This is a genomic window from Candidatus Edwardsbacteria bacterium, assembly GCA_031082425.1.
Classification (GTDB): Bacteria; Edwardsbacteria; AC1; order AC1; family EtOH8; genus UBA2226.
Map to the genome: position 1 here is coordinate 32731 of JAVHLB010000004.1, position 12208 is coordinate 44938.

At 51.9% G+C, this 12208-nt stretch carries 11 protein-coding genes; 2 read left to right on the forward strand and 9 right to left on the reverse strand.

Going from position 1 to position 12208, the window contains the following annotated elements; genetic code table 11:
- Positions 1–98: 98 nt before the first annotated feature.
- Together RDU76_04985 and RDU76_04990 are read left to right on the forward strand one after the other, a co-directional pair.
- Positions 99–1631 (forward strand): glycosyltransferase family 39 protein, encoded by a 1533-nt coding sequence (locus tag RDU76_04985; GenBank protein MDQ7798284.1) that lies wholly within the window; start codon positions 99–101, stop codon positions 1629–1631.
- Between the two features lie 107 nt (positions 1632–1738).
- Entirely contained in the window at positions 1739–2539 is an 801-nt protein-coding gene (locus RDU76_04990; GenBank protein ID MDQ7798285.1) for an outer membrane lipoprotein-sorting protein, read from the forward strand.
- Between the two features lie 42 nt (positions 2540–2581).
- Here the strand turns inward: RDU76_04990 and mnmA are convergent, their stop codons facing one another.
- The 9 genes from mnmA to RDU76_05035 all read right to left on the reverse strand — a co-directional run bounded on the left by mnmA (position 2582) and on the right by RDU76_05035 (position 12128).
- Positions 2582–3649, reverse strand: coding sequence for a tRNA 2-thiouridine(34) synthase MnmA (mnmA, locus tag RDU76_04995; GenBank protein ID MDQ7798286.1), 1068 nt, complete (start codon positions 3647–3649; stop codon positions 2582–2584).
- On the reverse strand, positions 3639–4205 hold the full coding sequence (locus RDU76_05000) for an HIT domain-containing protein (protein MDQ7798287.1): 567 nt from the start codon (positions 4203–4205) through the stop codon (positions 3639–3641). Before RDU76_05000 ends, mnmA begins: the two co-directional genes overlap by 11 nt.
- Positions 4202–4996 carry an HAD family hydrolase gene (locus tag RDU76_05005; protein ID MDQ7798288.1) on the reverse strand — a complete coding sequence of 265 codons (795 nt, stop codon included), beginning with the start codon at positions 4994–4996 and terminating at the stop codon, positions 4202–4204. Before RDU76_05005 ends, RDU76_05000 begins: the two co-directional genes overlap by 4 nt.
- Entirely contained in the window at positions 4996–6246 is a 1251-nt protein-coding gene (locus RDU76_05010; GenBank protein MDQ7798289.1) for an endonuclease Q family protein, read from the reverse strand. Before RDU76_05010 ends, RDU76_05005 begins: the two co-directional genes overlap by 1 nt.
- 1 nt (position 6247) lies before the next feature.
- Positions 6248–6994, reverse strand: a complete 747-nt coding sequence (locus RDU76_05015) for a class I SAM-dependent methyltransferase (protein ID MDQ7798290.1) — start codon at positions 6992–6994, stop codon at positions 6248–6250.
- Positions 6995–7008: 14 nt separating this feature from the next.
- Positions 7009–7584 (reverse strand): indolepyruvate oxidoreductase subunit beta, encoded by a 576-nt coding sequence (locus RDU76_05020; GenBank protein ID MDQ7798291.1) that lies wholly within the window; start codon positions 7582–7584, stop codon positions 7009–7011.
- Positions 7585–7598: 14 nt separating this feature from the next.
- Positions 7599–9356, reverse strand: coding sequence for an indolepyruvate ferredoxin oxidoreductase subunit alpha (gene iorA / locus RDU76_05025; GenBank protein MDQ7798292.1), 1758 nt, complete (start codon positions 9354–9356; stop codon positions 7599–7601).
- A gap of 76 nt (positions 9357–9432) precedes the next feature.
- A complete protein-coding gene (rocD, locus tag RDU76_05030) occupies positions 9433–10635 on the reverse strand; it encodes an ornithine--oxo-acid transaminase (protein ID MDQ7798293.1) in 1203 nt (400 codons plus the stop codon).
- A 152-nt stretch (positions 10636–10787) separates the two neighbouring features.
- Positions 10788–12128, reverse strand: coding sequence for an acetyl ornithine aminotransferase family protein (locus tag RDU76_05035; protein MDQ7798294.1), 1341 nt, complete (start codon positions 12126–12128; stop codon positions 10788–10790).
- Positions 12129–12208 lie beyond the last annotated feature (80 nt).

Genomic DNA, 12208 nt, shown 5'->3' on the forward strand with positions numbered 1-12208 from the left:
GCGCCGATTTCAAGCTATAAATGGATATTTTCCCCCGGGCAATAAGTATCCTTTATTTTATGCTTGTATTCCCCGGATGAAATATATTATCATTTATCATGTTTGATAGAACCGATAAACATAGTCCGGCTAATATTCCGTTGTGTTTTCTTTTCATTGTTTCTCTTATCGGGATATTGATCATCCTCTGGCTTACCCGGTGGGGCGTTGCTATCAATAACGACTCCACGGTATATATTGCTTCGGCCCTAAACTTTTCCCGTGGCGCCGGTTTTAGCGAATGGGCCGCCAACGGCCAGCTGAAACCCATGAACCATTTCCCCCCCTTATACCCTCTCCTGCTGGCTTATGCAAACAAACTTGGTTTGGATATATTAGTTGCTTCAAGATGGTTGAATGCTCTTCTATTCGGTTTGAATATATTTTTAACCGGACTTATCTCCGCAGAACTTGTCAGGTGGAGACTATCTGCCGTTATTTCCTCTCTGCTGTTAATATTTTCCACTCATTTACTGTTGATTCATATGATGGCCGTTTCCGAACCGCTGTTTATTTTACTCTTCCTGCTTGGTATCTGGTGCTTTTTGCGGTATATGGAGAACAGTTCATTTCTCGCACTTTTGCTGTCGGGATTTTTCTTGGGCCTGGCCGCCCTCTCCCGATATATCGGCGTTGTCTTCATAATATCTGTAATTATATTTACTGTTTCATTCAGGACCGTAGCAAATAAAACGACTCTTCTTCGGGTCATCTCGTTTGTTCTTGTCTCCTTTTCCGGTTTGATGCTCTGGGTTGCAAGAAATATCCACCACACATCTTCCGTCGCCGACCGGTCATTCGCTGTTTATCCGATGGCCAAATTATCCCTGCTTAAGGGCCTTCAGACGATCTTGTGGTGGCTGATGTTTGAAGTGGACATGAATTATTTGGGTTATGTAAGATTTATTTCTTTTTTCTTGATTTTGTTCCTTTTGTTTAAATATTGGGCCCCTCAAATAACGGCCTTGTCACAGAAACGGGTACTACGAAAATTTTCGAAATCATACCTTTTTATTCTTTTATGCTTGGCTTCATACATGATCTCCCTGCTTTCGTCCATCCTCTTTTTAGATCCCGCCATCATGCTTGATTATCGGATACTCTCTCCGGCCTATGTCCTCCTGCTTCTGATCTTTCCAACGATCTTAAAACCGGTGAAAATAAAAATATTTTTTGCGTCAATTTTCATATTTTGGGCATCCGTGTCTGCAGCTTATGGAATATGGTGGGGGCTGGCCCGGACGGATTCTGTCAGCTGGGATGCCTATCAGCGTTTCAACTGGCGTAAAATTGGATCGCTCGCCTTGTTGGACGGTCTGCCGAATGATGCTGTTTATCTTACAAACGACCCTGAGCTTTTATATGCCTTATCAGGGAAAGTCCCAAGCCTTTTGAACAGGGACAAGCTATTCACTCTGATGGATCCTGAAGCCCAGACCCCTTTGACCAAAAACAGGCCGGATATTTATATGGTCTATTTCAAACCGAAGGTCTTCAAGCCCTTCCTGCCCAGCCTTGAAGACATCCGGGACATTCCCGGCCTGAATGTTATATCCGATTCACCCCATATATATATATGCCAGTTTAATTAACAGGGTTATGCTGAATTTAAGCTATTGCGTTTTGGCCGGAATTAGTATATATTATCTGCAATGATTTGATACAATCAATTACAAACCAATAATGATCGGAGTAAGCCATGCGAAATAAATTACCTTTACCCATCTTAACCGCTGTCCTGCTATCCCTTCCCCCGGCCAATGTTTTTGCCCAGGATATCTCCGTGCTGGCCCATAAGTTTCAGGACCGCTACGGCAAGCTGGAGACGCAGATCAAGGATATGACCATAATTCAAGAGATAACAATGGTCAGCGAAAAGGGCAACATGGTCAGCAATGCCACTTATTACCACAAGGGGGACAAGTTCCGGATAGATACCAAGACCAATACCGGTCAGAAAGAAGCCATCAACATGGAGACCACCGTACTTTTCGATGGAACTGATATGTGGATGATAGCCCCCTTCATGGGCAAAAAGAAGCTCTCCGAAAAGGATCAAGTAAAATACCAGAAGGACAGATCCTGGAAATGGTGGGCGGATCTGGTCAAGAACGGCAAGATCACCGGAACAGAAAAGATCGGCGATCGAAATTGTTATATCATAGAGTATGTTTCAGACCAAAAGGAAGATCGGGTCCCCTTTGATAAGATATGGATAGATATGGACAATCTGGTACAGGTCAAGGCTGAAGTGACGGTGGAAAAGAAGAAGAAAGCCGTCGCCCTTTATACCGATTTTCGCAAGGTGCCCGGCAATTGGGAGATGCCGTTCAAAACAGAGCTGTTCTACGAGAAGGACAAACAGCCCATTTCAACCATCATAGTAAAGTCGGTCGATATCAACAAAGGCGTGGACGACGCTTTGTTTGTGATAGGCAAGACCGAAAAGAAGGCCGGATTCAAGGATATGTTCAAGGGGATGGTTCCCGGGGGAGAGTAACCGGGAGTATTCAAAAAGGTTCGGTCAAGTTGACCGAACCTTTTATTTTATCAACCCGCCCCCCAGCAGCAGATCTCCCCGGTAGAATACCGCGGACTGGCCCGGGCTGATGGCCCTTTGGCTTTTTAAAAATCTTATTTGAACCGTCCGCCCGCCGGCAGGCTTGATAAAGGCGGCTGAACCTTTATGTTGGTTCCTGATTTTTACCTCAACCTTTATCTGACGGTTGGGAATTTTGATGAACCAATTCACAGCCTCAACATCCATCACATCCTTATAAAGGGATTGGTCGTCCCCAATAATCACCCGGTTCTTTAATGGATCAAGGCCTATTACATATTGCGGTTTTCCTAGTGCTATCCCCAGCCCCTCCCGCTGGCCTATGGTATAGTTGGCTATCCCCCGGTGACGGCCAATGATTTTACCGCTACTGTCAGCTATATCCCCAGCGGGGACATCCATTTTGCTTTTCAGATACTGGCTGTAATGCCCCTGGGGAATAAAGCATATCTCTTGACTCTCCGGTTTATCCGCCGCATCAAGGCCAAGGGCCGCCGCCATTCCCCTGATCTGCTGTTTCTCATAATTGCCCAAAGGAAATATGGTTGATTGCAACTGCCGCTGGCTTAGCATCCACAAAAAATATGACTGATCCTTCTGCTTATCCTTGGCTTTGGCCAGAAGGTGCCTGCCCCGCCTTTTGCAGACCCTGGCATAATGACCCGTGGCCAGGTGGGTGCAGCCCATAGCCCGGGCTGTCTCCATCAGCAGTCCGAATTTGATGCTTTTGTTGCATACTACGCAGGGATTGGGCGTCCGGGCCTTGGCGTATTCACTGAGAAAATTGCCTATCACTATTTCATTGAATTCTTTGCGGCAATCAATTGTCCGGTGCTCGATGCCCAGCTTTGATGCCGCCCTTTCGGCCGACTCCATTGCTTCATTGGCGCAGCAATCGGTTGACGAATGAGCCTGGGATGCAGGAAAAAGCTTCATGGTCAGCCCGATGACCCTGAAGCCCTTTTTTACCAGCAGGACTGCCGCTACGCTGCTGTCCACCCCGCCGGACATGGCCACCGCTACTTTTATATTTCGGTTATTAGTCAACATCTGCTAAGGATGTTGTATCCCTCTTTTTGCTTTTAACACGGGGTGGTGTTCCTTTTCCCATCCCGAAATACTCAGCTAATGCTTTTCCCAACTTTTTAAAACTATCCTCCAGGGCCTCAGAAACCACCTTGGTATCAGTCAGCACCGGCATGAAATTGGTGTCGCCGTTCCAACGCGGCACCAGATGCAGATGGACATGATCCTCTATCCCGGCTCCCGCCACCCGGCCCAGATTGAATCCCAGGTTGAACCCTTGGGGCTTCATAACCTTGGTCATGGCCTTCTGGCAAAGCTGCGCCAGCTGCATGATCTCCAGCAGCTCCGCATCGTTCAGGGCGGTAAAATCTCCCAGATGGCGGTAGGGAGCGATCATCAGATGCCCGTTGTTGTAGGGAAAGATGTTCATCATAACGAACGCCTTATTGCCGCGGTGCAGGATGTAATTATCATGATCGGCTTTGCTTTTGGACTTTCTGCAAAAAATGCAGCCAGACTGGTTTTTGTTGGCGGCGCCGGTGATGTACTTCATGCGCCAGGGGGCCCATAGCTTTTTCATCCAGCCACCTCCTGCTCGATCATTATTGATTCAATTGCGCGGGGAAGCTCCTCCAGGCTTGCGATGACGCCATCGGGTTCATAGGCCGAGCCCTTATAAGACTGGTCTATCCCCGTTATTCGCAGGTAGCTTTCGATATAAAGCCTTTCATAGTCGTCCGCCGGTTGGTAATCCATCAGTCGGTAATCCATATTCAACCAGACGGCCCTCATTCCCGCCATTTTAGCCGGGCGGACGTCATTGTCTATCCGGTCTCCCACCATCAGGCAGTGTTCCGGCCTGGCCCCGGCCAGTTCAACGGCATGCCGGAATATTTCTGGATCCGGCTTGTGAAGGCCCACCATATCGCTGATTATGATGTGTCTGAAATACCCTTCCAACCGGTATTTTTTGAGTTCATCCATGGCCAGTGGCGGCTGATTGGCAATTATTCCTAAGTGGTAATTTTCCTGAAGGGTTTTTAACAGGTCAAATATGCCTGATACCGGATGATTCGAACCCGGATAGACCGACCGCCATTGATTTACCGCCCGGTCCACTGTTTCCCGGTCTATCTGCCCGGCATATTTATCGGCGATCATCTTTCTGGGATTCATCTCCGGCGGGTTATTCTCCAGCAGTCGCTCCCTTTCCCTGAGCACCTCCTCGAAGGATAGATTGAGCCCGCCCTCTTTCAGGGTCAGATAAAAATATCTCCAGATCCTGGCCAATAGCGGCAGGTCGTAAAATATCACATTCCCCACATCAAGGAACACCCATTTTTCACCTTTGCTGCTTCCCCAGGCATCCATCAGAATATCTCCAGCTGTTCTTCCGGTTCATTTGTTTTATGGCTCTGGCGGCGGTCCCCGTCAAATATGTTCAGCTTCCCGTACTCCCCGTCATAGCCGGGGATGATGGTGACCTTTCCCTGCCGCACTCTGACTATCCCGTCGGCCACTTTGTTATTGGTCACTTCGTTCAGCTCAGCCTTGGTGGCCTCCAGCAAAACGGTGAACTCATTGCCAAAAGCTTTTACCAGCTGGTGGTACTCATGAAGCACGGTTTGAGTTCCGGCTCCCAGCCCAAAGGCCAGGGCTATGATCTCCTCCAGCGGCACCAGATGCCGGAAGGGAATGGCGTTGGCCGGTTTTATCCCCGGCGGCCTATCAGACAACTCTTCTATCCGGTGCATAACCCCGATGGTCAGTTTTTTGCCGCAAACCGGACAATTATTACCGCCGTCCCTGGCTTCTTTTGGGGTCAGGCGGGAAAGACATTTACGGTGTCCGTCATGGAAGTACTTTCCCTCCTCGGGGAAATATTCGATGGTATACAATAACCGGGAGATGTCCTGTCTTTTTAAAGCCTGGCAGATGGTCTTATAATCCATGTCGCAGTCGAAAACATTGGCCTCGCGTCCCAGTTTTGAAGGGCTGTGCGCATCGGAATTTGATATCAGGGAATGCCTGTCAAGTTTGCTCAGCCGCCAGTTCATGGCCGGATCGGAGGAAAGCCCTGTCTCCAGCACATGGATGTTCTCAGCTTGATCCTCGTAGCATTCCTCCAGGCTGTTAAAACCGAAGTTTGCCCCGAACAGCGAAAAATGCGGGGTCCAGATATGGGCCGGGATCACCAGGCAATCCGGGGAGATGCCCATCACCAATTCCACCAAGCGGGAGGCATATAAGTTGACTATGGGCCGTCCGTCCATGGAAAGATCGGCATGGCGTTTAAGCTGCCGGTTGATCTGTTCCACCACCTCGAATGACGGGGCGAAGATCATGTTGTGTATTTTGCGGCTCTTTCCGTCTTTGGTGAATAGGTTACAGACTTCGGCCGTCAGCATAAAATCTACCCCCCGATAATGGTAGATTCCATTGTCCCTGGATTCCAGCTTGAACCTCAACTCCTTCAACCAATCGGGATGGGTGAAATCCCCGCTGCCCAGGAGGCCCAGGCCCTTATACTGGGCCCATTCGGTTATGTGCTCCAGGTCCATGTCCTGGCTGGTAGCCCGGCTGTACTTGGAGTGTATGTGGAGATCGGCGATGAAACGCATATTATTTCTTGTAGGCGATTATGGTGGCCCGGATGGTATTGGGTTGGGGTGGCACCAGGGTCAAATGCTTGAATATCTCTATTTTCCCAAAACCTGCTTTTTTAAGCATTGACTTCACATCATCCAAGGGAAATGCCCTCTCTTGGTGGAATTCATCTATTCTCTTATATCCCCCTTCCCGCGGGATGAACAGCGTCAGGGACAAATTGGCATAATGGCTGACGAAGTCGTAGCTGTTCCGCCAAATGGAGACCATTCTTTCGGTTTCTTTCACCTCCAGCCGATGATCCCAATATTTGGTGAGGGCAAAGATGGTGTTAACATCAAATATGAACACCCCCTGCCCGGACAAGGCGCACTGGACACAGCTGCAGGCACTAAGGAAATCTTCTTCTTTGAGCAGGTAATTCATGCTGTCGAAAAGGCAGGTAATTATTGAATACTTCTCTTTGGCAGGAAAATCCCGGATATCACCCGGAAAGAATTTTATTTTGAATCCGGATTTTTTTGCTTTGGCCCGGGCAGCATCCAGCATTCCTGGGGACCGATCCATCCCTTTTACATTATATCCCGCCTTGGCAAAGAGCAGGGCCGATGTCCCGGTGCCGCAGGCCAGGTCCAGCAGGGCACTGTCTTTGGCCATACCCGCCCGCTGGGCCAAATGTATGATATAATCTGTCCATTCCCGATAATCCACATCCTGCATCAGCAGGTCGTAGTAGGGCGATATATCGCCAAAAGGTCTCACTCTTATCCTGCCTGTTATTTCTGACCGTACCCCGATTCAAAGGCTTTTTTATTCAGTTCCACAGTCTTGGCCGGAACCCTCCGGGAGATGACACTCTGCCATTTGTCGGGAGCCAGCTCCAATTTCCTGGCCAGGGCCCCTAATAGGACAGTATTGACGGCCTTGGCACTGCCGGCCTTTTCGGCCAGTGCCATACCGGGACACAGCACTGTGTCCTTAATATGCTGTTTGATCTTTTCGACAATGTCGACCGGATATTCCGCCTTCCCGGTGGCCACCGACATGGGGATCACCTGCTGTTGGTTGATTATAAGGGAACCGTCTGGTTTTAAAAAATGCAGATATCGGGCGGTCTCCATTTCCTCGAACGACAGGATGACATCGGCCTCGCCCTCCCGGATCAGCGGTGAGTTGATCTTGTCACCGTAACGCACGTGGCTGACCACGCTGCCCCCCCTCTGGGCCATGCCGTGCACCTCGCTTTTCTTGGCATCGAACCCGCTGGCGATGGCGGTCTCGGCAATGATGTCCCCAGCCAGCAGCACCCCCTGGCCGCCCACGCCGCAGATGAGTATATTCACCGTTTTCATCATTACTCCTTTTGCTATTTATGACCCATGGCCTGTTTGGGGCACAGCGAAGCGCAGACCTCGCAGCCGATGCAGAGCATGGGGTCGATCTTCGATTTCTTTTTGTCTTTGTCAAATGAAATGGCCGGACAGCCCAGTTTCAGGCAGATCCTACAACCCACGCATTTATCCTCATCCACCTTCAGAGCTGGCCTGTATCTCTTCTCTATCAGGATGCAGGGCGACCTGGCGATGATCACCGAAGCCCCTGGGTTGTTGACCGCTTCCTTTATGGCTTTCTCGGTCTGCTTAAGGTTTAGAGGATCTATCATCTGAACATGCTTCACTCCGCACGACCTGACCAGCGGCTCCAACTCGATTATGGGTGCCTCCTGTCCCTGCAGGGTCTTGCCGGTGCCCGGATTCTCCTGGTGCCCGGTCATGGCGGTGATCCGGTTGTCCAGAATGATGACCGTTCCTTGGGAGTTATTGTAGACCATGTCCACCAGCCCGGTGATGCCGGAATGAAAGAATGTGGAGTCGCCGATCACCGCCACGGTCTTTTGAGCCATCTCCGGCCCCAGGGCCTTCTCCAAGCCCATGGCCGCAGTAACGCTTCCTCCCATGCAGATCACGGTATCCATGGCATTAAGCGGCTCCATCATGCCCAGGGTGTAGCAGCCGATGTCTCCGGTGACCGTCAGCTTGAGCTTGTTGAGGGCATAAAAGACCCCGCGGTGCGGGCATCCCGGGCACAGCACCGGGGGACGGGCCGGCAGTTGCAATGGTTTGTAGGACGATTCTTTCTGCAGGCCGAAGACCTTGGCCAGGACGGTGGGATCGAGCTCCCCTGCGATGGGGATTTTAGCCTTGCCGGTGATCTCCTTCTCATAGGCGCAGCTGCCGGAGATCTTGTAGCCGTCGGCTTTTATCTGTTCCTCGAGAAAAGTGTCGTTCTCTTCTATCACATATATCTCGTCGACCGAGTTGATGAATTCGGAGATCATCTTGACCGGCAGGGGAAAGGTCAGTGATAGTTTCAGGAACGAAGCCTGGGGAAAAACATCCTTGGCATATTGATAGGAAATACCGCTGGTGATTATCCCCAGTTTCTTTTCGCCTTTTTCCACTTTATTATATGAAAAATGCTCGCCATATTCAGCCAGCTTTTTAAGCCGTTCCTCCACCTTGACATGCATCTTCCTGGCATGGGCCGGGATGGTGATGTTCTTGGCCACATCCTTGACGTAGCCGGTGGGCTGGTGTTCTGTCCTTTCCCCGGTCTCCACCACCCCCTTGGAATGGGAGATGCGGGTGGTCAAGCGCAACAACACCGGGGTGTCGAATTTTTCGGAGAGGTCGAAGGCCAGCTTGGCCATCTCCAGGCATTCCTGGCTGTCCGACGGCTCCAGACAGGGGATCTTGGCCATCTTGGCGTAATAGCGGTTGTCCTGCTCGTTCTGGGAGGAATGCATTCCGGGATCATCGGCGCTGACCACCACCAAACCTCCCCTGGCCCCGATATAGGCCATGGAGAACAGCGGATCGGCCGCCACGTTCAATCCCACATGTTTCATGCAGGTCAGGGCCCGGGCCCCGGCAAAGGAGGCCCCGGCCGCCACCTCCAGCCCCACCTTTTCATTGGTGGCCAGCTCGGCATATATCTCCTTATATTTCCCCAGATTTTCCAGGATCTCGGTGGATGGCGTGCCGGGATAGGCCGATACCACATTGACCCCGGCCTCCCAGGCCCCCCGGGCCACCGCCTCGTTTCCCGATAGAAACATTTTCATAGAGTCTCCGCAATGATAAATAAGTTGCATTTGATTAACTACGCAGCCCAGGCCTGAGCCTGGGCTGCGTGGGGTATCATCCTTCCAGGGCTTTGGCTATTACCTTGACCGCCCAGTCCACTTCCTTTTTGGTTATCACCAGCGGCGGGGCAAAGCGGATGGTCTGCTCGTGGGTATCCTTGGCCAGCATCCCCATCTCCTTCATTTTCAAACAATATGGCCGGGCCTTTCCAGCCGAGGCATGCAGTTCCATCCCGGTCAGCAGCCCCTTGCCCCTGATATCCTTGATCTTCTTGGTCTTGATCTTAGCCAGCTGGGAGCGGAAGTAATCGCCCAATTGCTGTGATCTTACATCCAGCTTCTCTTTGGCCAGGACCTCCAGGGCCGCGGTGCCGACGGCACAGGCCAGGGGGTTGCCTCCGAAGGTGCTGCCGTGCTGGCCGGGTTTGATGACCTTCATGATATTCCAGGAGCTGAGAATGGCGGAGACCGGATACACTCCCCCGCCCAGGGCCTTGCCCACGATCATGATATCAGGCTTGGCATTCTCATGCTGCCAACAGAACCACCTTCCGGTGCGGCAGAAGCCGGTCTGAACCTCGTCGGCGATGAACAGGACATTATGCTTCTTGCAGATCTGCTTGACCTTGGTAAGATATCCCTTGGCCGGAACCTTGACCCCGGCCTCTCCCTGGATGGGCTCCACCAAAAACCCAACGGTATTCTTGGTAATGGCCTTCTCCAGGGCCTTGGTATCATTGTAAGGAATGATTTTGAACCCGGGTGTGGCCGGCCCGAATCCGGTATAGGCATCGGGATCGGTGGAAAAACCGACGATGGTGGTGGTCCGGCCGTGAAAATTCTCGGCGCAGACGATGATCTCGGCCTGGTTCTTGGGCACCCGTTTGATCTCGTAGCCCCATTTGCGGGCCAGCTTGATGGCCGTCTCCACCGCCTCGGCACCGGTGTTCATCGGCAGGGCTACCTCCATCTGCGATACTCTGCAGAGCTTCTGCAGAAAGGGCCCCAGCCTGTCGTTATGAAAGGCCCGGCTGGTGAGGGTCACCCTCTCCAACTGGTCCTTTAAAGCTTTAAGCACTGCCGGATGGCGATGCCCCTGATTGACCGCCGAATAGGCGGAAAGCATGTCCAGGTATTTCTTGCCCTCCACATCCCACACCCAGATGCCCTTGGCTTTGGATATCACCACCGGCAGGGGATGGTAGTTGTGGGCCCCGTATTTCTCGGTGATCCTGATCAGCTCTTTGCTGCTGGCCATTTCTCTCTCCTGTAATAGATATTTTATTTATATTGTTTGATTTTGCAGCCGGTGGATCATTCTTTGGCGTCCAGATCAGAACGAAGGGCAGAGTCCATTTGTATCATAACGGCACTCTGCCCCCAAGGTTGAATGATCTGTTGTATCGGCCGTTATTTTTTCTTGGCGACCTTTTTCAGCACCTGGTCCAGAATATCCAGGCCAACCTTGGCCTCTTCCTTGGTGATGATCAGCGGCGGACATATCCTGAGGGTGTTGGTGCCGCAGCCCAGCATCAGCAGGCCGCGTTTGAAGGCCTCCTGGACCACCGCCTCCATCAGGTCGTGGTCCTTCTCCCGGGTCTTACGGTCCTTGACCAGCTCCACTCCGATCATCAGCCCCTTGCCGCGGATGTCGCCGATGGCCGGGTGCTTCTTCTGCATCTTCTTCAGCTCGGCCATCATATAATTTCCCACCACGGCCGAGTTCTTCATCAGGTCCTTCTTGATGATCTCGTAGGTGGCAATGCCGGCCGCGCAGCATACCGGGTTGCCGCTGAAGGTGTTGCCGTGGGAACCCGGCTTCCAGCTCATGACCTGGGACGACGCTATGATGGCTCCCATCGGCATACCCGAGGCTATACCCTTGGCCATGGTGATGATGTCGGGTTTTACCCCGAAATGTTCCATGGCGAACCACTTGCCGGTCCGGCCCATGCCCGACTGGATCTCATCGGATATCAGCAGCATGCCGTGCTTGTCGGCCAGTTTGCGCAGGGCCACCACCGCCTCCTTGGGGGGCACCACATATCCACCCTCGCCCTGGATGGGCTCGAAAACGATGGCCGCCACTTCCTCCGGCGGCAATATGGTCTTGAGCACCACATCTTCGATGTATTTGATGCACTCCAGTTTGCAGCCGGGATAGGTCTTGTTGAAGACACAATGATAGCAGTTGGGGTAGGGCACATGGGTCACTCCCGGCATGGTGGGAAAAAAGCCCTTCTTCTGGGTGGTCTTGGAACCGGTGCAGGAGACCGCCCCCAGGGTCCGGCCGTGAAAGGCCCCGATGAAGGCGATGAACTGGGGACGCTTGGTGTAATAGCGGGCCAGCTTCAGGGCCCCTTCCACCGCCTCGGCCCCGGAGTTGCAGAAAAACACCCGGTTGTCCTTTCCGGTGGGGGATACGGCATTCAGCCTTTCGGCCAATTCCACCTCCGGTGAATAATAGAAATCGGTGCCCGAATAGTGAAGGAATTTATTTGCCTGCTCGGTGATGGCCTTCACCACCTGGGGATGGCAGTGCCCGGTGGAATTGACCGCGATGCCGGCGCAGAAATCCAGCAGCACATTGCCGTCCACATCTGTCATCCAGACGCCCTGGGCTTTTTCGATGACCGCCGGATAGGAACGGGTGTAGGAAGGGGACAATGACTTATGGTCGCGCTCCACGATGGCCCTGGCCTTGGGCCCTGGGAAAGCACCCCTTAAGATGGGTTTTTTCAACACTTTCATGGCAGGATCCCTTCTATATGGTATTTAAATTTACTTGCCAAAACATCATATTTTAACAGAATTATCGGTTAGTGTCAACC